Here is a 21,465-nt window from a genome sequence, read left to right on the forward strand (position 1 = left end):
CGGCGCACGACCGGAGCGCGGCCTGGCAGGATGACCGGTCGTGGTCGTGACCAGGAGCGCGGTGCGGAAGCTGGCTGACGCGAAGTCGTTCGAGCGCGGTGAGAGGTACTTCGCGGCCGGCCAGGTCAAGCGGGTCACGCTGAACGGGTCGACGGTGAGCGCCACGGTCGACGGCACCCGCACCTACCGGGTGCGGCTCGATGTCACGCCGACGGGACTGAGCGGGCGCTGCTCCTGCCCGTACGGAATGGACGGAGCGTTCTGCAAGCACTGCGTCGCCGCTTCGCTGGCCTGGCTGGAGCAAGGCGGTGAGGTGGCGGAGTCACGGCAGAAGCCGTTGTCGGACAAGCGCTTGCGGTTGTTCCTGCGGGGCTGCGACCAGGAGTGGCTGATCGAGCAGCTGATGACGGCCGCGAAATCGGACCACCTGCTCCGCGCCCGGCTCGCCGCAGCCGCCGGGCACGGGGACGCGTTCGACGATCGGGACGTCCGAGAACGCCTGGAACGCGCCATCCACATCCACGACTTCGTGGACTACGCGGGTGCGTACGGCTACTTCGCGCACGTCGGCGATGCCCTGGACGAAGTCGAGAAGCTGGTGCACGGCGGGTTCGCCGATGCCGCGATCATCCTCGCCGAGCACGCCCTGGAACTGCTCGAATCCTCCGGTGAGCTGGTGGACGACTCCGACGGCGGGCTGTCCGACGCGATCGCCCGCGCGGAGGAGATCCACCTCGCGGCGTGCGAAGCCGGGTCACCGGACCCCGTGGAGCTGGCCGAACGTCTGCTCACGCGTGCGTTGGACAGCGCGTACGAGGTGTTCTTCGACGTGCTGCCCGACTACGAGGAGGTGCTCGGCCCGGCGGGCGTGGCGCGTTTGCGGGAACTCGTCGAGGAAGCGTGGCAGAAGCTGCCGTCGAAGAAACCGAACGACTACAGCGGCCGCCGCCTCGTCATCACCCACCTCATGGAGCAGCTGGCGGAGTCGGCGGGAGGCACGAACGGGCTGGTGGAGGTGCTGGCGCGGGACGTGTCGAGTGCCTACGACGTGCTCCGCATCGCCGAGCGGCTGTGCGCCGACGGCCGTGACGACGAAGCGCTCACCTGGCTGGACCGCGGTCTCACCGACTTCGACCCCGACTCCCGCCTGCGCGACCTGGCGGCCGAGATCCACGTCCGTGCGGGTCGGCGAAATCAGGCGGGGGAGATGCTGTGGGCCAACTTCACCGCCCGCCCGACCCTGGACTCCTACCGCGCGCTTCGCCAGGTCACCGCCGAGGACTTCCCAGCCTGGCGGGAACGCGCGCTCGCCTTCCTCGCCGACGCACCACCCGCCGCAGCTCCGTGGTCGCGAGGCCGTTCGACGCTGGTGGAGATCCTGCTGGCCGAGGACGAGGTCGGCGCCGCCTGGCAGGCCGCCGTCGACGGTGGTTGTACGGACGGCCTGTGGCTCCGTCTGGCGCGCGCCCGTGCCGCAAGCCACCCGGCCGATGCCATCCCGGTCCTGCTCCGCGCCGCAGAGCAGGCGATCGAGCTCCGCAACCGCGACTCCTACCAGGTAGCTGCCCGCCTGCTGGTCGAGACGAAGGCGTTGTTCACCCGCTGCGACCGCGCCGAGGACTTCCAGGAGCACATGGCCGCCGTTCGCCACGACCACCGCACGAAGTGGGCGCTTCGTCAGGAGCTCGACCGGGCACGGCTGCCCTGAACATCCCCTTCCCGGTCGTGCGGGACTACGCCGGGTTCTCCGCGACGGCGAGGTAGTCCGTGTAGATCTGCGGCGAGCCCGAGAACGAGGCCAGCTGCTTCCACTCCTCGTACATCTGCTTGGTGTCGCGGTGGGCGGCCGCGAACTCCGCGGCCTCGCCGGTGGCGATGTCGGGCTCGGGGTAGAAGACGTCCAGCGCGTCCAGGCTCGCGATCTCCATCATCATCACGTACTGGTCGAGGCGGTTGCCCCGCTCGCCCTTGAGCACGTGGAACCGCCAGTCCGGGTAGTCGTCGATCCGGTGGTGGTTCTCGGCGATGAAGCGGTCGAACATCTCCTCGGTCACACCGGCGCGCAACGCCAGGTTGTGGATCCCGATGACCCTGGCGACGGGCTCCTCCCCAGGGCGGTCGCGGTAGCGGGGGCCGGGCGTGACCGTGCTCCGCGGGTTGTCGGCCAGCAGCCGGTAGTCGGTGAACAACGTCGGCAGCTCACCGAACGTGCCCAGCCGCCGCCATCGCGCCAGCACAGCCTCCGCCTCGGGGTGCCGCGCCCAGAACTGCCGGGCGAGCTCGGTCTGCTCACCCCGGGCTGTGACGTAGCGGTCGCGTTGCTCGGCGCTCTCGATCTCGTACAGCATCAGGTACTGCCCGGTCCGCTCTCCGCGCAACCCGCGCAGCAGAGTCCACCGCCACCCTGGGTACAAGGGCAGGTGAACGCCTTCACCACGCACGAAGGCCTCGAACTCCTCCGGCGTGACACCGGCCTCCGTGTCGATGGCGATGTACTGGAAGGTGAACACCGACGAGCGTCCCATTGCGTCCAATCCTCGGGCCAGGAAGGGGAACGCGCGTCCGACGAGCACGATTCCCCTGAACCACATCCTGCCAGCTCCAGAGAACGGGCCCTACCGGCGCAGCCGCGGACCAGGCGGTAATGCGGTCCACCTGCGGAAGGTGGGAGGAGCGGTGGGGGTCCGGGGGCTCGCCCCCGGCTGGGGTCTGGGGGCTCGGCCCCCAGAAAACGCCCGAAGGCGACCCGGTTCGCGCTTTCCGCGAACACGAATCGCCCTCGACTGTGGTGCCCCCGGCAGGATTCGAACCTGCGCACCCGCCTCCGGAGGGCGGTGCTCTATCCCCTGAGCTACGGGGGCGCTACCAACGTGAAAGATCCTAGCGCACTCCGGAGCCAACCCCTTACACCCACCCCCACGAACACCCGTCAGGTGGCCTCCGTCACGTCCGCCGCACCGCGGGAATACCTCCGATTGCACTCATGCGCATGTCGCTATATGTTCCCAAGCATGGGTTATGGGCACGGGCACGGATCAGCGTCCGCGAGCGGGCAGCACGCCGGCAAGCTGTGGGTCGCGTTCGGGATCGGCGCGGTCTTCATGGTGGTCGAGTTCGTCGTGGGGTTCGCGACGTCCTCGCTGGCACTGATCTCCGATGCCGCGCACATGCTCACCGACGTGCTCGGCGTCGGGATGGCGCTGGCCGCGATCCTCGTGGCCAGGAGGGCCAAGGCCGGGAAGAACCGGACGTTCGGGTTCTACCGGGCCGAGGTGCTGGCGGCGCTGGCCAACGCGGTGCTGTTGTTCGGGGTTGCCGGGTACGTGATCTACGAGGCGGTCGGCCGGTTCCAGGAGCCGCCGGCGGTGTCGGGGTGGCCGGTGCTGATCGCGGCGAGCCTCGGGCTGGCCGCCAACCTGGTGTCCTTCAGCGTGCTCAAGGAAGGCGCGAAGGAGAGCATCAACGTCAGGGGTGCGTACCTGGAGGTCTTGGCGGACCTCATCGGGTCGATCGGCGTGCTCGTCAGTGCGCTCGTGACCATCACGACCGGGTGGAAGTACGCGGACCCGATCATGGGTGTGCTGATCGGTGTTTGGGTGTTGCCGCGGACGTACTCGTTGGCCAAGAACGCCTTGCACATCCTGTTCCAGCACGCGCCGGAGCGGTTGGACGTCACGGAGGTGCAGGAGGCACTGGCGCAGCTGCCCGGCGTCACCGAGGCGCACGACCTGCACGTGTGGACGCTCACCAGCGGGATGGAGGTGGCGTCGGCGCACCTCACGACGGCGCCGGACGCCGATCACGAGAGCGTGCTCAAGGCGGCCCAAACCCTTCTCAGGGCCGAGTACCACATCGAGCACGCCACGTTGCAGGTCGAGGGTGGCTCGTCAGCGCAGCGGTGCCGCGAGCTTTCCTGGTGAGCTGACCGGCAGGGAGCGCACGGCGTCCTTGGTGGACGGGATGCCGGTTCGTGACGGAACTGGCTTGCGCTGTTCCGGTACCGAGACCCACGTCCTGCCTTGGGCGAACGGCACCACAGCGACCTCCCCGAACTGCTCCAACGAATCGTGAGAATCCCACCGCGAAACCTACCGCACCGGAAAGATCCGTTCAGGTGAACGGAGAAGACCGCGCTCCGTGACGGAACGCGGTCTTCTCACCTCAGCCGGGCGTCACAGGCCGGAGCACTGTCCTGACTTCGGGCCCTTGACGTCGTTCGCGAAGCCGTTGTTCACCGGTGGCGGGTTGTTGCCCGTGCAGGACAACGGGCCGCCGACGGTGGAGAACGCCACCACGGAACGGGTCTTGTTCGACGTCAGCGACACCGGGCCGCTGACTGCGGTGTTCTCCACGGCCAACTCCGAAGAAGCGCCGTGGACGGTGACCGGGCCGCCGACCTTGGTGCCCACCAGGACCACGGAACCGGCGTCCGCGGCTGACAGCGGGCCCTTGATCTCACCGCCGAACACGTACAGCGTGGCGCCGCGGGCGACGGTCACCGGACCGCTGATCGTCGCACCGTCCACATAGGTCACGCCGGTGACCTGCAGCGGGCCGTTCACCGTGCCGGTCACCGTCTTGGTGGCGGCGGGCAGCGGCTTGGCCAGCAGCTCGAACTCCGACAACGCGACGTCGCCGGCGAACTCCAGGCGGTAGAACGAGTAGCGGCCCGGCGAGGCGATCTTGAACGACCGGGTGTACTGCTGCCACTGGAAGCTCTCGCCGGAGCGCTTGTCGACGGTCGCCCACGTCTTGCCGTCGTAGGAGCCCTTCAGCTCCCACGACGTCGGTGACGTGCCGACCTTCGCGTTCGTCAGCGTGTAGAACTCCGCCTTCTCCTTGGCGTCGGCCGGCTTGAAGTCGACCGTGCGGACCGTCGCGGAGGTCGCGGAGTTGTTGTCCGTCAACGCCGCCACCGACAGGCCGGAGGCGGTGTCACGCAGCGGCGTGGGGACCTCGTCGCCCTTGGTGATCGACTCGGGGGCGTCGTCGGCGCCCGTGCCCCACTTCGACGGGGCCGGGCCCATGTCGAAGTCGATCGTGGCGCCGTTCGCGAGGACGTCGTGCGGCAGGGACGTCTTGTTCCACGCCTTGCCGTTGACCTTCACGCCCTGCACGTAGATGTTCTTCGCGCTGTTCTTCGGCGCGTTGACCACCAGCTTCTTGCCGTTCTCCAGCTTCACCGTCGCCTTGGTGAACAGCGGCGAGCCGATCGCGTAGGCCGGCTTGCCCATCTGCAGCGGGTAGAAGCCCAGCGACGAGAACAGGTGCCACGCGGACATCTCGCCGTTGTCCTCGTCACCCGCGTAGCCCTGGCCCTCCTGGCTGCCGACGTAGAGGCGCGACAAGATCTCGCGCACCTTCTCCGCCGTCCGCGCGGGCTGACCGGCGTAGTTGTACATGTAGGCGATGTGGTGCGAAGGCTGGTTGGAGTGGCCGTACTGGCCCATCCGCACGTCCCGCGCCTCGATCATCTCGTGGATCACGCCGCCGTAGCCGCCGGGGAACTTCGCGGTCTCCGGCAGGGTGAAGAACTGGTCGAGCTTCTTCGCCAGCGCGTCCCGCCCGCCGTACAGGTTCGCGAGACCCTGCCCGTCGTGCGGCACCGTGAACGCCATGTTCCAGCCGTTCGTCTCGGTGTAGTCGTAGCGCCATTCCTGCGGGTTGTACTTCGCCGGGTCCTCGACCCGCCACGAGCCGTCGACGTTGCGGCCCTGGAAGAAGTCGATCCGCTCGTCGAAGGTCAGCACGTAGTTCAGCGAGCGGTTGAGGAAGTACTCGTGCTCCTCCAGGTACCGCTTCTCACCGGTCTTCTCGTGCAACGCCTTCGCCATCTGCGCGATGCCGTAGTCGTTGAGGTAGCCCTCGATCGCCCACGACCACGCCTCGTGCAGCTGGTCGTTGCCGGTCCAGCCGAGGAAGATCGACCGGTCCATGCCCTTGCGGCCGACCGCGCTGTTCGGCGGCACCACCGAGGCGTTCTTCACCGCGGCGTCGTAGGCGGCCTTGACGTCGAAGTTGTTCACGCCCTTGAGGTAGGAGTCCGCGAACGCCACGTCCGAGCTCGTGCCGGTCATCAGGTCCGCGTAGCCGGGGGAGGACCAGCGGGAGATCCAGCCGCCGTCCTTGTACTGCTGGACGAAGCCCTCGGCCATCTCACCCGCCTTGGCCGGGGTGAAGAAGCTGTAGGCGGGCCAGGTCGTGCGGTAGGTGTCCCAGAACCCGTTGTTGACGTAGATCTTGCCGTCGACGATCTTCGCGCCGGTCTGCGTCGGCGTGTTCTGGCCGGTCGCGGGCGACACGGGAGACGCGTACTGGAACTTGTCGCCGACCTTCTCGTAGCCGGAGTTCGGGTATAGGTAGAGCCGGTACATGTTGGAGTACAACGTGATCAGCTGGTCCTCGGACGCACCCTCGACGGAGAGGATGCCGAGCACCTTGTCCCAGGCGGCCTGCGCGCGGTCGCGCACCGACTCGAACGTGTCGGAGGCGTTGACCTCCTGCTCCAGGTTCGACCTCGCCTGGTCGACCGAGATCAGCGAGGTGGCGAGCCGCAGCTGGACGGTCTTGTCCGCGAACGAGAAGTAGCCGCCGACGTTGTCGCGCCCGGCGCCGGTGAGCTTGCCGCTCGCCGTCACGGGCTTGTCGACCTTGCCGTAGACGAACATGCGGGTCGTGCCGGCCGATCCGATCCTGATGTCGGAGAAGCCGGTGACGACACCGTTCGCCGCGTCCAGGGTGAGACCACCGGAGTTGTTCACGTTGTCGAAGACGACGTTCTTCTGCGCCTCGTCGTTGAACGTGAACCGGAACACCGCCGCGTGGTCGGTCGGCGCGATCTCGGTCTTCATGCCGTTCTCGAACGTCACACCGTAGTAGTGCGCCTTCGCGACCTCGTTGTCGTGCTTGAACGGCAGTGCCCGCAGCGCCCGGTCCTGGGTCGGGGCCTTGTCGGACGGCATGACCTGGAACGTCTGCCGGTCACCCATCCACGGGCTCGGCTCGTGCGAGGCCGTGAACGCCTGCAGCGTCGGCAGGTTCTGGTCGTTGTTGCGCTGCTGGTACTCGTAGAGCCAGCTGGTGGAGCCCGCGTTCGTCATCGGGGTCCAGAAGTTGAAGCCGTGCGGCACCGCGGTGGCCGGGAAGTTGTTGCCCCGCGAGAAGGAGCCGTTCGAGTTCGTGCCGCGCGTGGTCAGCACGTAGTCCGACGGCTTGGCGTACTGCTTGGTGACGACGTCGCCGATCCGCACGTCGTCGAGCCAGCCGCCGAACTCCGTCGGGCCCTTGGGACCGTCGTAGGCGACCAGGATCCGCTTGATCGTCTTGCCGGCCGCGACCGTGCCGATCGTGGCCGCCACCTTGTTCCACTGGTTGGCGTAGAGGAACTTGCCCGCGCCCTGGCCCTGGGGCGACAGCACCGCGCCGTGCTGGTCGACCGCCTTGAGGTCGCTCAGGTACGTGCCGTCGGAGAACGCGAGGTCGACCGACGCGTACGTGCTCGGGTAGTCGAGGTTGTCGGTGACGAAGTTCGGGAAGATCATGTACGACAGCTCGGTCGACCGGGTCACCGGGACGTCGACGTCGAAGACCTTGTTGTAGCTGTAGCCGCGGCCCTCGGCGGTGTGCCGGCCCTGGTAGCGGAACGCCCGCACGCCGGTCCAGCCCACCCGCGCCTTGGCCGTGTAGCCGCCCGTGGGGCCGTTGCCGACGACGCTGCGCATGTTCTCCGGCGCGGGCGCGTCGCTGCCGTCGGAGAGCTGCACCTCGGCGAGCTGGATGATGTTCGGGGAGCCGTTGTTGCGGGTGATGTCGAGCTTGTAATACGTGAACGCGGCGGGGTTCGCCACGTCGAACACCCTGGTCACGAAGGGCTCGTCGGTGAAAGACTCGTTCGTGCGGGTGTCGACCACGGTCCAGTCGGTGCCGTTGGCGGAACCCTGCAGGGTCCAGTCCCGCGGGTTGCGCTCCGGCGCGTCGTTCGCCGAGGTGAGGGCGTACTTCTTGATCAGCTGCTCGCCGCCGAACTGGAACGACGCCCACCCGGTGTTCTGGAAGACCAGCCACTTCGTGGTGGTGGTGCCGTCGACGAGGTTCTCCTTCACCTCGTTCGAGTCCGCGTTCTCACCGTTGGCCTTGACCGCCAGCACCTTGTCGGAGACGTTGCCGGGGATGCCGGAGCCGTCCGAGCCGACCACGCCGGAGGCCTTCCGGTTGCCGGCCGCGTCGGTCTCCACGGTGTTGGACCACGACGGTTGTGGTTGACCGTCCTCAAAGGACGTCGAAAAGCCCACGCCTTGCTCCTCTGGTGCGGCGGCCGCAAAGCCGTTGGTGACGCCGCACACCAGTGTCGCAGTGATCGCAACGCTCAACAGAGCCGTAGTTCGTCTCTTCCCCAGTTGCCTCATTGCAACCCTTCCGCCGCCCTTGCCTGCCCCGTTCGCGAGGCAGCGTTTCTGCACGTGACATCGTTGTCAAGGGACAGGACGGAAATCTGTCGTGCAACCTGTCCGCCCACTGGTTCCAACGTTGTAGGGGCCCGAGGAAAACAGCGGTCAGCGGTTGGGCCCAGGTCCCCCGGAGATGCGCTCTGAATCGGTCTTCAAAGTTACTCTCTGAGAGTAGTTGGGTGAGTCCCGCCTGGTGATTCACTCATTTGCCGTATCTGTGAACGACAGCTTGTGGCTTAGCGTTACCGGCACCTCCTCCTGGAGGGTGTTGTGTCCTTCCGTTGCAAAGGGGAGTCGGTAGGGGGATGCGGGGGACGTAGCCCCCTACCGACCGTGCACGGGGCAGGTGCCGCGCCCGCACCACCATCAGCCTGCCCCGTGCAGCACTCCCTCAGCGGGGTGTCGGCCGGTGGACGTTGGCCGCCGTCGACTCGCGGTGGGTCGAGTCCGCGATCCAGCTGCCGGGGATCGACGGGTCGGCGATGCCGTGCTCCAGCCAGGTGAACCGGCCGTCCATGACCTGCTTGGCCAGCGTGATGTCGCTGTCGTCGGTGTTCTTCCACAGCTTCTCGAACAGCTCGTCCACGCGGACCCGCGCCTGCCGGCAGAACGCGTCGGCCAGCAGCTGCGCGTCCGGGTTCGTGTCCTGCACCGCCCGCACGCACGCCGCGCTCATCGCGAACAGCTCGGCCCCGATGTCCACGATCCGGCTCAGGAACCGCTGCTTGCGCTCCATCTTCCCCTGCCACCGCGACATCGCGTAGAACGTCTGCCGCGCCAGCTTGCGCGCCGCCCGTTCGACGAACCGCAGGTGCTTGGCTAGCGGACCGAACTCCGTGTACCCGGCCGGGCTCTGCCCCTTGCCGACGACCAGGGTCGGGAACCACTTGGCGTAGAACCCACCTGCCTTCGCCGCCGCCCTGATCTTGGCCTGCCGGTCGGCGTCGGGGTCGATGATGTCGCCGGCGACGGACAGGTGCGCGTCGACGGCCTCGCGCGCGATCAGCAGGTGCATGATCTCCGTGGAGCCCTCGAAGATCCGGTTGATCCGCAGGTCCCGCAGCACCTGCTCGGCCGCGACGCCCCGTTCCCCGCGCGCCGCCTGGCTCTCCGCCGTCTCGTAGCCGCGGCCGCCGCGGATCTGGACGAGCTCGTCGGCCACCAGCCAGGCCTTCTCGGACGCGTAGAGCTTGGCCAGCGCGGCCTCGATGCGGATGTCGTGGCTCCCGGCGTCGGCGAGCTCGGAGCTGAGGTCCAGCACCGCCTCCAGCGCGTACGCCGTGGCCGCGATGTAGGCGATCTTGCCCGCGATGGCCTCGTGCCTGCCGACCGGCAGCCCCCACTGCACGCGTTCGGTGCTCCACTCGCGCGCGATCTTGAGGCACCACTTGGCGCCACCGGCGCAGAGGGCGGGCAGGCTGAGGCGGCCGGTGTTCAACGTGGCCAGGGCGATCTTGAGGCCGGCGCCTTCCTTACCGATGACGTTCTTCTTGGGCACCCGGACGTTGTGGAACCTCGTGACGCCGTTCTCGAGCCCCCGCAGCCCCATGAAGGCGTTGCGGTTCTCCACGGTGATGCCCTCGGCGTCCGCCTCGACGACGAACGCGGTGATGCCCTTGCCCGGCACCTGTGCCATGACGACGAGGAGGTCGGCCACGACACCGTTGGTGGTCCAGAGCTTGACGCCGTTGAGGACGTAGTCGTCGCCGTCCTCGGTCGCGGTGGTGCCGAGCCTGGCCGGGTCGGAGCCGACGTCGGGTTCGGTGAGCAGGAAGGCGGTGATCTCCCCCTTGGCGCACCGGGGCAGGAACTCCTTCTTCTGCTCGTCGCTGCCGAACATCGCGATCGGCTGGGGAACGCCGATGGACTGGTGCGCGCTCAGCATGGCGCCGATGGCGGGGTTGGCGCTGCCGACCAGCATGAGCGCCTTGTTGTAGTAGACCTGCGTCAGCCCGACGCCGCCGTACTCGGGCTTGATCTTCATGCCGAACGCGCCGAGGTCCTTGAGCCCCTTGAGCACCTCGTCGGGAATCCGCGCGTCCCGCTCGATGACGGCGTTGTCGATGTTCGACTCGGTGAACACCTTGAGCTTCTCGAGGAACGCCTCCCCGCGCTGCCGGTCGTCGGGCGACCCGGACGGGTGCGGGTGGATGAGGTCGACGCGGAAGTGGCCGAGGAAGAGCTCTTTGCCGAAGCTCGGTCGCTGCCAGCGGGTTTCTCGGGCTTGTTCGGCGACCTGTCTGGCCGCGCGCTCGTCGACGGTCATGGTTACCTCCGAGTAGGGTGTGACCCACGTTACTCAGGGGTAGGCGGATGTCCACCGGCTCGGAGGGTGAAAGCCCTCAGCCGCCGGGCACCTTCCGCCGGCTCACCGACAGGATTCGCAGCAGCAGGACCACGGCCGTGAGCCGGCCGAGGTAGCGGCGCTTGCGGTGCCAAGGGGCCACTGCGGCTCCCTGTTGCGGTACGGCCGGGCAACGCACGAGGCCGCCCCCTCCGAGGAGGGGACGGCCCTGGAAGAGCGACCGGCTACGGCAGCGGGGCGGCTCCGCGCTTCGCCAGGTAGTCCTTCATCAGCTCGGTCTCCGACGACTGCGACTTCAGCATGTTCTCCGCCAGCGTGCGCACCGCAGGCTGGCCCGCGCGGGTCGAGGCGTACTCGGCCATCGGGCCGCCGCCGAGGTGGTGGCGGAGCATCAGCTGGAGGAAGTACACGTCGAGGTCGCGGCCGGTGGAGGTGCGGAGCTTGGCCAGTTCCTCGGTGGTGGCCATGCCCGGCATGGCGGGCTTGCCCGGTTCGGCGGTGGTGGCGCCGTGGCCGTGGATGCCCGCGTCGTTCATCCAGGTCATGTAGACGCCGGAGACGTTCTGCTCGTGCTCGTTCCACATCATCAGCCAGCCCTTCATGCGGCCCACCTGTTCGAGCTGGGTGGAGGCGATGTCGAAGGCGAGCTGGCGGATGTCGGGGTCGGTGGAGCGGTCGCGGGCGATGTTGGCCATCTGGATGCCCTGCAGGTGGTGCATGGCCATGTCCTGGCAGAAGCCGACGTCGACCGAGCCCGAGGCAGGGGCCGCGGTCGAGGAGGACGTGCCGGGGAGCTTCACGAGCAGGCCGACGGCCGCGCCCAGCAGCAGGACCGCGAGCACGGCCGCGGTGATGACCAGGGTCCGGGCGACGCCGGAGGGCGGGCGCCCGGACCCCACGACCACGACCTCGTCGTCGGAAGGAGCCGTCATCAGCTCGACGGCGGCGTCGAGGCGGAGCCCGACGGCGGCGGCGTGCTGGCCTGGGGCTGCTCGACCACGGAGTCGTCCTTGCCGCCGTCCATCGGCACGGCGTCGGCGCCCGGCTTCTCGGCGACGAACGGGGCCGGGTTCGACAGGAACGCGGTGTTCTCGCAGGACGCGCCGACCTCGGGGTAGGTGTTCGAGTTGCGCAGCAGCGAGGAGATGAACTGGTCGATGCGCTCGTCGTCGGCGTTGTCGACCTTCAGCTGGTGGCCCCACGACTGCAGGGAGACCGGCTTGTCGAGGCCCGGGTACGGCGACATCATCATGTACGGGATGCCCTCGACCTTGGTCTTGAGCTTGTTCAGCGCGTCGCCGGAGACCTGGTCGGGGTTGTAGGCGATCCAGACGGCGCCGTGCTCGAGGCCGTGGACCATGTTCTCGGTGCGGACCGCCTTGTCGTAGACGACGCCGGTGCAGTCGGCCCACTGGCCGTCGTGCGGGCCGCCGAACGCGGGGGTCTGGTCGTAGGCGACGCGCTGGGTCGCCTCGACGTGGCGGGAGCCCTTGTACTCCTTGACCACGATGCCCGCGAGCGCTGTCGACGGGTCCTTGTTCGTGTCGGAGGGGCGCCACTTGGCCAGGGCGGCTTCCTTGACGTTCTGCTCGTGGATCTGCGAGTACGCGTAGCCGAAGACGCCGCCGGCGAGGCCCAGCACGGCGACTACCGCGATGATCGTTCCCCACGGCTTGGGCTTCTTCCCCACCACCGAGGAACGGGCTGCGGCCACGCTGTTGCGTGTGGCCTTCGTCTTCTTGCCGCTGGTCATGTCCGCCTCAGATGTCGTCCTGGTCAACCGGCGCCAGTGTAGGGACAAGGTGTCTGGTCACTGTCAGGGCAGTGCGTTACCACGTGCGCGTTAACACTTGCCGTCTCACCCTCCGAGACCCGGTAACCCGGTCGAGACCTGCGACAACGCTTCTCTAGACTCATCGTCCGTGACACCTGACGCGCTCGCCGATCTGGTACGGACCACGGTTGCCCGCTTGCTCGCCGACCGAGGCCTGGACACCACCGCCGCGCCGGCTCAGGTGACGGTCGAACGACCCAGGAACCCCGAGCACGGCGACTACGCCACGAACGTCGCACTGCAGCTCGCCAAGAAGGTCGGCGTCGCTCCGCGCGACCTCGCCACGTGGCTCGTCGACGCCCTGCAGGACCAGCCCGCCATCGCCGGTGCCGCCGTCGCGGGTCCCGGCTTCATCAACCTCACCCTCGCCACCGAGGCCCAGGGCGCCATCGTGCGGGACGCGCTGGCGGACGCCTACGGCACCGGAACCGAGCTGGCCGGCCAGAAGATCAACCTGGAGTTCGTCTCCGCCAACCCGACCGGCCCGATCCACCTCGGTGGCGCGCGCTGGGCCGCGGTCGGCGACGCGCTCGGCCGGGTCCTGCAGGCCCGCGGTGGCGAGGTCACCCGCGAGTACTACTTCAACGACGCCGGCGCGCAGATCGACCGGTTCGTCCGGTCCCTGATCGCCGCCGCGAAGGGCGAGCCGGCCCCCGAGGACGGCTACGCGGGCACCTACGTGAGCGACATCGCGGCTGAGGTCCTGCGCCGCGAGCCGGGCGCGCTCTCGGACCAGGAGAAGGTGCGCGAGGTCGGCGTCGGGCTGATGTTCGACGAGATCAAACGCGCGCTGCACGAGTTCGGCACCGACTTCGACGTGTACTTCCACGAGGACTCGCTGCACCAGAGCGGCCGGGTCGGCGAGGCGGTCGCGAAGCTCAAGGCCAACGGCTCGCTGTACGAGAAGGACGGCGCCTGGTGGCTGCGGTCCACCGACTTCGGCGACGACAAGGACCGCGTCGTCATCAAGAGCGACGGCAACCCGGCCTACATCGCCGGTGACATCGCCTACCTCGTCGACAAGCGCGGCCGCGGCTTCGACCTGTGCATCTACATGCTCGGAGCGGACCACCACGGCTACGTGGCGCGCCTCAAGGCCGCCGCTGCTGCCCTCGGTGACGACCCGGACAGCGTCGAGGTGCTGATCGGCCAGCTGGTGAACCTCGTCAGCGAGGGCCAGCCGGTGCGGATGAGCAAGCGCGCGGGCACGGTCATCACGATGGACGACCTGGTCGACGCGGTCGGGGTGGACGCCGCCCGCTACGCCATGATCCGCTCGTCGGTCGACTCGGGCCTCGACATCGACCTCGACCTGCTCCGCAAGCACAGCAACGAAAACCCGGTCTACTACGTGCAGTACGCCCACGCGCGCACGTCGTCGATCCTGCGCAACGCCGCCGATCTCGGCATCACCCCCGGTGAGGACTTCGCGCTGCTCACCCACGAGCGCGAGGGCGACCTCATCCGCACCATCGGCGAGTTCCCCCGCGTCGTGGCCACCGCCGCCGAACTGAGGGAACCGCACCGCGTCGCCCGCTACCTCGAAGAGCTCGCGGGCACCTACCACCGCTTCCAGCAGGACTGCCGCGTGCTCCCGCGCGGCGACGAGGAGACGACTCCGTTGCACCAGGTCAGGCTTCAGCTCGTGAACGCCACGAGGCGTGTGTTCGCCGCAGGTCTCGGCCTGCTCGGCGTGACCGCCCCGGAGCGCATGTGATGCGCGCGCACCCGGCCGGACCCCGGCACGCCGACGTTCTCGTCCCCGGCAGCACCGCCGGTGACCGCCCCTCCACCGCCGACCAGCTCGACCACCTTCACCCGAAGGTGTGGCCCCGCAACGCCGCCCGCACCGCCGCCGGCGTCGTGGAGCTGGCGGGCGTGGACGTGCGCGAGCTGGCCGAGCAGTACGGCACCCCGTTGTTCGTCATGGACGAGCAGGACTTCCGCGCCCGCTGCCGGGAGCACGCCGAGGCGTTCGGCGACCCGACGCTGGTGCACTACGCCTCCAAAGCGTTCCTGAGCGTCCAGATCGCGAAGTGGGTGGCCGAAGAGGGCCTCTCCATCGACGTCTGCAGCGGTGGCGAGCTCGCGATCGCGCTGCGGGCGAACTTCCCCGCCGAGCGGATCGCGTTGCACGGCAACAACAAGAGCGTTCCCGAGCTGATCGCGGCCGTCGAGGCGGGCGTCGGCGGGATCGTCGTCGACTCCTACCACGAGATCGCGCGCCTGGACCAGATCGCGCGCGAACGCGGTGTGGTGCAGCCGGTGCTGATCCGCGTGACGGTCGGCGTCGAGGCGCACACGCACGAGTTCATCGCGACCGCGCACGAGGACCAGAAGTTCGGCTTCTCGCTGTCGTCGGGTGACGCGGCCGAGGCCGTGCGGCGCGTGCTGAAGGCGAGCGGTCTCAAGCTCGTCGGCCTGCACAGCCACATCGGCTCGCAGATCTTCGACGCGTCCGGCTTCGAGGTCGCCGCCCGCCGGGTGATCGGCCTGCTCGCGGACGTCCGCCGGGAGCACGGCGAGATCGACTCGCTGACCACCGTCGACCTCGGCGGTGGCCTCGGCATCGCCTACACGCCGGACGACGACCCGCCCCCGCCGGCCGAGCTCGCGCGGCAGCTGCACAACATCGTGCAGAAGGAGTGCGAGCACAACGGCCTGGGGATGCCTCGCATCGCGGTCGAGCCCGGCCGCGCGATCGTCGGCCCCGGCACGGTCACCGTGTACGAGGTCGGCACGATCAAGGACGTCGAGCTGGACGGTGGCGCGCGCCGCCGGTACGTCAGCGTCGACGGCGGCATGAGCGACAACATCCGCACGGCGCTCTACGACGCGGTCTACGACTGCAAGCTGGTGTCCAGGGCCGCCGAGCCCGAGGCGCGCGCCGTGCTGTGCCGCGTCGTGGGCAAGCACTGCGAGGCCGGCGACATCGTCGTGCGCGACTGCTGGCTGCCCGACGACCTCGCGCCGGGCGACCTGGTGGCCATCGCTGCGACCGGGGCCTACTGCTACTCGATGGCGAGCGGGTACAACCGACTTCCGAGGCCCGCGCTCGCCGCGGTGACCGACGGGGAGGCGCGGCTGCTGCTGCGTCGCGAGACCGAGGACGACCTGTTCCGTCTGGAGGTATGAACGGTGGCGAAGCCAAAACCCATTCGTGTGGCCCTTCTCGGGTGCGGCACGGTGGGCACGGAGGTGGTCCGGCTGCTGACGGACCAGGCCGGTGACCTCGCCGCCCGCATCGGTGCGCCGATCGAGCTCGCCGGGATCGCGGTGCGCAGGCCGAACAAGCACCGCGAGGTGCCGGAGCACCTGCTCACGACGGACGCGTCCGCGCTGGTGAAGTCGGACGACGTGGACGTGGTCGTCGAGGTCATCGGTGGCATCGACCCCACCCGCGGGCTGCTGCTGGAGGCCCTGCACAACGGCAAGTCCGTGGTGACGGCGAACAAGGCGCTGCTGGCCGAGCACGGTTCCGACCTGTTCGAGGCCGCTGACGGCTCCGGTGCGGACCTGTACTTCGAGGCGGCCGTGGCGGGTGCGATCCCGTTGCTGCGCCCGCTGCGGGAGTCGCTGGCGGGTGACCGGATCACGCGGGTGATGGGCATCGTCAACGGCACCACCAACTTCATCCTGTCCGCGATGGACGCCACGGGCGCCGGCTACGCCGAGACGCTCGAGGAGGCCTCGCGGCTGGGGTACGCCGAGGCCGACCCGACCGCGGACGTGGACGGGTTCGACGCCGCGTCCAAGGCCGCGATCCTCGCGTCCCTGGCGTTCCACACGCGCGTGACGGCCGCGGACGTGTACCGCGAGGGCATCCGCCAGGTGTCCGCCGCCGACATCGCGGCCGCCAAGGGCCTGGGCCGCACGGTGAAGCTGCTCGCGATCTGCGAGCGGGTGACCTCCCCGTCCGGTCAGGAGTCAGTCGCGGTTCGAGTGCACCCCGCCATGATCCCCAGGACGCACCCGCTGGCCTCGGTCAACGGCGCGTTCAACGCGGTGTTCGTCGAGGCAGACGCGGCGGGGGAGATGATGTTCTACGGGCAGGGTGCCGGTGGCGCCCCGACGGCGAGTGCGGTTGTCGGCGACCTGGTCGCCGTGGCGCGCAACAAGGTCGCGAGCGGGCGTGGCCCGCGCGAGTCGGCCTACGCGGCGCTTCCCGCGCAGCCCATGGGGAACACGCCCACGCGCTACCACATCAGCCTCGACGTGGCGGACAAGGCGGGTGTCCTCTCGCAGGTCGCCGCCGTGTTCGCCGAGCACGACGTGAGCATCGCCGCGGTGCGCCAGGAAGGCCGCACCGAGGACGCCAGCCTGGTGATCGTCACGCACGCGGCGACCGACGCCGCGCTGCGGTCCACTGTGGACAAAGTCGGTGGCCTCCCCGTGGTGCGGGACGTCGTCAGCGTCATGAGGGTAGAGGGCGAAGAGTGAGTCCAGAAGGTGTGAACTCCGCAAGAGCGGGCTGGCCCGGACTCATCAACGCCTACCGGGACCGCATCGAGATCCCGGAGGGCGCGGAGGTCGTGACGCTGCACGAGGGCGGCACGCCGCTGGTGCACGCCCGTCGTCTCTCCGCGGCCACCGGCTGCGACGTGTACGTGAAGGTCGAGGGCGCGAACCCGACCGGGTCCTTCAAGGACCGCGGCATGACCGTGGCCATGACCTACGCGCTGGCGTCCGGCCTCAAGGCCGTGATCTGCGCCTCCACCGGCAACACGTCGGCGTCTGCCGCGGCCTACGCGGCCAAGGCGGGGCTCACGGCGGCGGTGCTGGTGCCCACGGGCAAGATCGCGATGGGCAAGCTCGCGCAGGCCGTGATGCACGGCGCGAAGATCCTGCAGATCGACGGCAACTTCGACGACTGCCTGGAGCTCGCGTCGAAGACCGCGGCCGAGTACCCGGTGACGCTGGTCAACTCGGTCAACCCGGTGCGGCTCGTCGGTCAGCAGACCGCCGCGTGGGAGGTCTGCGACGTGCTCGGCCAGGCGCCGGACGTGCACTGCCTGCCGGTCGGCAACGCGGGCAACATCACCGCGTACTGGAAGGGCTACACGTCCTACGACCAGGGCCTTCCTCGGATGTTCGGGTTCCAGGCCGCGGGTGCCGCGCCGCTCGTGAGCGGTGCGCCGGTGCCGAACCCGGAGACCATCGCGACCGCCATCCGGATCGGTTCACCGGCGTCGTGGACGGGTGCGGTGAACGCGCGGGACGAGTCCGGCGGCCTGATCGACGCCGTCACCGACGAGCAGATCCTCGCGGCCTACCGGCTGCTGGCGTCGTCCGAGGGCATCTTCGTGGAGCCCGCGTCGGCCGCGTCCATCGCCGGTCTGCTCAGGACCGCCGAGGACGGCCGGCTGCCCAAGGGCTCGACGGTTGTGTGCACCGTCACCGGACACGGTCTGAAGGACCCGGACACCGCGTTGCTCGGCACCACCGAGGTCGAGCCGGTCCCGGTCGACCCCGGAGCCGTCGCGCACGCGCTGGAGCTCGCGTGAGGTTCGTCGTCACCGTCCCCGCGTCGACCGCGAACCTCGGTTCGGGGTTCGACGCGCTGGGCATGGCCCTGGGGTTGTACGACGAGATCGAGGTGGCCGTCGCCGACGGTCTGTCGATCACGGTGGAGGGTGCTGGATCGGGTGAGGTCCCGCTCGACGAGTCGCACCTGGTCGTGCGGGCCGTCCGCGCCGCCGGCTACACCGGTGGGCTCGCCCTGAAGTGCCACAACGTGATTCCGCACGCACGTGGGCTCGGCTCTTCGGCCGCCGCGATCGTGGCGGGTGTCGCAGCCGGGTTCACCCTGACGGGTCGCGAGTTGGACACAGACGCGTTGCAAATCGCCGCCGAGTTCGAGGGGCACGCGGACAACGTCGCCGCCTCTCTGTACGGCGGTGTTGTCGTCGCGTGGTCGGAGGGGGAGCGCTACCGCTCCGTCCGGATGGCCGCGGACGCACGCGTGCGGCCGGTCGTGCTGGTCCCGGCGCAGGAGTCGTCCACGAGGACGACCCGCGGCCTGCTTCCGGCCGAGGTGCCGCACGCGGACGCCGCGCACGCCGCCGGCCGGGCCGCCCTGGCGGTGCACGCGCTGACGGCGGATCCGTCAGTTCTCCTTGCCGCCACTGAGGATCGCCTCCACCAGAACTACCGCGAGCCCGCCTGGCCCGACACCGTTCGAGTGATCAGTGATCTCCGCAAGCTCGGGGTTCCCGCCTGCGTGTCCGGGGCAGGACCGACGGTGATCGCGTTCGGGGACCTCCCGCCCGAGGTCGACGTGCACGGCTTCGACGTGCGGAGACTCGACGTCGACGGCTCTGGCGTGCGCGTTCGTCCATTGGACTGACACGCCCGACCCCGGTTGTTGCATGGTGGAGGAGCGGCGTCTACCCTCGGGGGCGATCAGTCACCGCGCGCACGGGCGCCGGTGTCGCGCCCGGACACTCGTTCCGGGTCGCAATCCTTTTGTGTTTCGGCCCTGTGCCGTGCGGGCGGGGCGAACGCAAAAGAGGCACCCGATCGCCGTGTGACCTGACAAAAGTCCCGTGCTTGCCGGAAGCGGTGTGTGCTTCCGTCTGCATCGGACTGACCGTCGTTCCCCAGTTGAAGTGGGAAGACGGGTCCGCTGGGCCGCGTAGGAGGCGGGGCCTGGTCAGGAAGGACATGTGTGAGCAACACCGATTTGCTGAGCAGCGATGTCGCAGCTGCTTCTGGTTCTGGAGCCGAGGAGACCGCTCTGTCCACCCCTTCGAACGGCACGACGCCGCGCCGCCGCGCGGGTCTGTCCGGCATGGTCCTCGCTGAGCTCCGTGAGCTCGCCGGCCAGCTGGGCATCACCGGAACCGCAGGCCTGCGCAAGGGCGACCTGATCGCGGCCATCAAGGAGAAGCAGGGCTCCGGAGCCCCCGCTGCCAAAGCCGAGAAGCCGGCGCGGGCCCCGAAGCAGGCCGCCGAGAAGCCGGCTCCCGTCGCGGAGCAGCCGGTGGCCGAGAAGCCCGCAGAAAAGCCTGTTCAGCAGCAGCTCGAGGTAGCCGCGGAGAAGCCTGCCGCCGCTGCCGTCGACGCCGGAGCCGAGGACGGGGGTCGTGCCTCCGAGGAGGGCGGCCGCCGTGGCAACCGCCGCCGCCGTTCCGGCCGTGGTGGGGGCAGCGCCGAGGCGGGCGACGGCCAGCAGCAGCCGCAGGAACAGCGTCAGGAGCAGCGCCAGGAGCGTGCCGAGCGGTCCGACCGCGGGGAGCGTTCCGAGCGGTCTGACCGTGGCGAGCGCTCTGAGCGTTCCGACCGTGGTGAGCGCTCTGAGCGTGGCGAGCGTTCCGACCGTGGCGAGCGTTCTGACCGTGGTGAGCGCGGCGACCGTGGTGACCGGGGCGGCCGTGACCGCAACCGCGACCGTGGTGAGCGCGGCGACCGCCAGGGCGGGAGCCAGCAGGGTGACGACGACGGCGATGGCCGTCGTGGCCGCTTCCGCGACCGCCGCCGTCGTGGTGGCCGTGGCGAGGGCACCGAGCGTCCGGACCGCGAGACCGAGGTCCGCGACGACGACGTCCTGCTCCCGGTCGCGGGCATCCTGGACGTGCTGGAGAACTACGCGTTCGTCCGCACGTCGGGCTACCTGGCCGGCTCGAACGACGTCTACGTCTCGTTGTCGCTGGTCCGCAAGTACGGCCTGCGCCGCGGTGACGCCATCACCGGCGCCGTCCGCCAGCCGCGCGACGGCGAGCAGCAGCGCCAGAAGTTCAACCCGCTGGTCCGCGTCGACAAGATCAACGGCCTGGACCCGGACGAGGCGCGCAACCGCCCGGACTTCACGAAGCTGACGCCGCTCTACCCGAACGAGCGTCTGCGCCTGGAGACCGAGCCGCACATCCTCACCACCCGCGTCATCGACCTGGTGATGCCGATCGGCAAGGGCCAGCGCGCCCTGGTCGTGTCACCCCCGAAGGCCGGCAAGACCTCGGTGCTCCAGTCGATCGCCAACGCGATCACGAAGAACAACCCCGAGTGCCACCTGATGGTCGTCCTCGTCGACGAGCGTCCGGAAGAGGTCACCGACATGCAGCGCTCGGTGAAGGGCGAGGTCATCGCCTCGACCTTCGACCGCCCGCCGTCGGACCACACCACCATCTCCGAGCTCGCCATCGAGCGCGCGAAGCGACTGGTGGAGATGGGCCACGACGTGGTCGTGCTGCTCGACTCGATCACCCGCCTGGGCCGCGCCTACAACCTGGCAGCCCCGGCCTCCGGCCGCATCCTGTCCGGTGGTGTCGACTCGACGGCCCTCTACCCGCCGAAGCGCTTCCTCGGCGCGGCCCGCAACATCGAGGGCGGCGGCTCGCTGACCGTCATCGCCACGGCGCTGGTCGAGACCGGCTCCGCCGGCGACTCGGTCATCTTCGAGGAGTTCAAGGGCACCGGCAACGCCGAGCTCAAGCTCGACCGCAAGATCGCCGACAAGCGCACCTTCCCGGCCGTCGACGTCGACAGCTCGGGCACGCGCAAGGAAGAGCTCCTGCTCTCCCCGGACGAGATGGCGGTCACGCACAAGCTCCGCCGCGTGCTCCACGCCCTGGACGGCCAGCAGGCCATCGACCTGCTGCTCGACCGGCTCCGCAAGTCGCGCACCAACATCGAGTTCCTGATGCAGGTCGCGAAGACGACGCCGGGCGCCGAGCAGGACTGATCGCCCGCGCAGGTTTCACGTGAAAAGGCCCCCGGTGCAGGTCACCGGGGGCCTTTTCACGTCTGTTCACTCGAATGCCGAACAGCGCGGCGTTTCGGCGGCCGGGCCAGGTGAACGTGGGGCTGGGTCGGGCGTGGACCCCGCGATGGTGACGCAGGCAGGCTCGCGCAGGGGTCCCCCTGTGTTTCGGCTCCCCCGC

General features: G+C 69.3%; 13 protein-coding genes and 1 tRNA gene. 8 read left to right on the top strand and 6 right to left on the bottom strand.

The window, feature by feature from the left end:
* Positions 1-61: 61 nt before the first annotated feature.
* Complete coding sequence (locus BBK82_RS20500; protein WP_154697401.1) at positions 62-1,708, top strand: SWIM zinc finger family protein; 1,647 nt, start codon at positions 62-64, stop codon at positions 1,706-1,708.
* A gap of 25 nt (positions 1,709-1,733) precedes the next feature.
* Here BBK82_RS20500 and BBK82_RS20505 read toward each other — a convergent pair whose 3' ends face one another.
* Positions 1,734-2,591 (bottom strand): hypothetical protein, encoded by an 858-nt coding sequence (locus BBK82_RS20505; protein WP_237048289.1) that lies wholly within the window; start codon positions 2,589-2,591, stop codon positions 1,734-1,736.
* A 195-nt stretch (positions 2,592-2,786) separates the two neighbouring features.
* Positions 2,787-2,861: transfer RNA gene (locus tag BBK82_RS20510), tRNA-Arg, on the bottom strand.
* Between the two features lie 150 nt (positions 2,862-3,011).
* Here BBK82_RS20510 and BBK82_RS20515 point away from each other — a divergent pair.
* Entirely contained in the window at positions 3,012-3,920 is a 909-nt protein-coding gene (locus BBK82_RS20515) for a cation diffusion facilitator family transporter (protein WP_065916448.1), read from the top strand.
* Positions 3,921-4,172: 252 nt separating this feature from the next.
* Here BBK82_RS20515 and BBK82_RS20520 read toward each other — a convergent pair whose 3' ends face one another.
* The 4 genes from BBK82_RS20520 to BBK82_RS20535 all read right to left on the bottom strand — a co-directional run bounded on the left by BBK82_RS20520 (position 4,173) and on the right by BBK82_RS20535 (position 12,505).
* On the bottom strand, positions 4,173-8,405 hold the full coding sequence (locus tag BBK82_RS20520) for a GH92 family glycosyl hydrolase (protein ID WP_065916449.1): 4,233 nt from the start codon (positions 8,403-8,405) through the stop codon (positions 4,173-4,175).
* Positions 8,406-8,838: 433 nt separating this feature from the next.
* Positions 8,839-10,713 (bottom strand): acyl-CoA dehydrogenase family protein, encoded by a 1,875-nt coding sequence (locus tag BBK82_RS20525; protein ID WP_065916450.1) that lies wholly within the window; start codon positions 10,711-10,713, stop codon positions 8,839-8,841.
* A gap of 263 nt (positions 10,714-10,976) precedes the next feature.
* Positions 10,977-11,684, bottom strand: a complete 708-nt coding sequence (locus tag BBK82_RS20530; RefSeq protein ID WP_083268061.1) for a DUF305 domain-containing protein — start codon at positions 11,682-11,684, stop codon at positions 10,977-10,979.
* The gene (locus tag BBK82_RS20535) at positions 11,684-12,505 is read right to left on the bottom strand and encodes a DUF3105 domain-containing protein (protein WP_065916451.1); all 822 of its coding nucleotides are present in this window, start codon (positions 12,503-12,505) and stop codon (positions 11,684-11,686) included. The genes BBK82_RS20530 and BBK82_RS20535 overlap by 1 nt, the downstream gene beginning before the upstream one ends.
* A 169-nt stretch (positions 12,506-12,674) precedes the next feature.
* Between BBK82_RS20535 and argS the strand changes: the two genes are divergently transcribed.
* The 6 genes from argS to rho all read left to right on the top strand — a co-directional run bounded on the left by argS (position 12,675) and on the right by rho (position 21,266).
* On the top strand, positions 12,675-14,303 hold the full coding sequence (argS, locus tag BBK82_RS20540) for an arginine--tRNA ligase (RefSeq protein ID WP_065916452.1): 1,629 nt from the start codon (positions 12,675-12,677) through the stop codon (positions 14,301-14,303).
* Complete coding sequence (lysA, locus tag BBK82_RS20545) at positions 14,303-15,721, top strand: diaminopimelate decarboxylase (protein ID WP_065921218.1); 1,419 nt, start codon at positions 14,303-14,305, stop codon at positions 15,719-15,721. Before argS ends, lysA begins: the two co-directional genes overlap by 1 nt.
* Before the next feature lie 3 nt (positions 15,722-15,724).
* Positions 15,725-17,026: a homoserine dehydrogenase gene (locus tag BBK82_RS20550; protein ID WP_065916453.1), complete on the top strand. Its 1,302-nt coding sequence runs from the start codon at positions 15,725-15,727 to the stop codon at positions 17,024-17,026.
* A gap of 11 nt (positions 17,027-17,037) precedes the next feature.
* Positions 17,038-18,090 carry a threonine synthase gene (gene thrC / locus BBK82_RS20555; protein WP_065916454.1) on the top strand — a complete coding sequence of 351 codons (1,053 nt, stop codon included), beginning with the start codon at positions 17,038-17,040 and terminating at the stop codon, positions 18,088-18,090.
* Entirely contained in the window at positions 18,087-18,932 is an 846-nt protein-coding gene (gene thrB, locus BBK82_RS20560) for a homoserine kinase (RefSeq protein ID WP_065916455.1), read from the top strand. The genes thrC and thrB overlap by 4 nt, the downstream gene beginning before the upstream one ends.
* A 321-nt stretch (positions 18,933-19,253) precedes the next feature.
* Positions 19,254-21,266, top strand: a complete 2,013-nt coding sequence (gene rho / locus BBK82_RS20565; protein WP_065916456.1) for a transcription termination factor Rho — start codon at positions 19,254-19,256, stop codon at positions 21,264-21,266.
* Positions 21,267-21,465 lie beyond the last annotated feature (199 nt).

The organism is Lentzea guizhouensis (assembly GCF_001701025.1).
GTDB classification, from domain to species: Bacteria; Actinomycetota; Actinomycetes; order Mycobacteriales; family Pseudonocardiaceae; genus Lentzea; species Lentzea guizhouensis.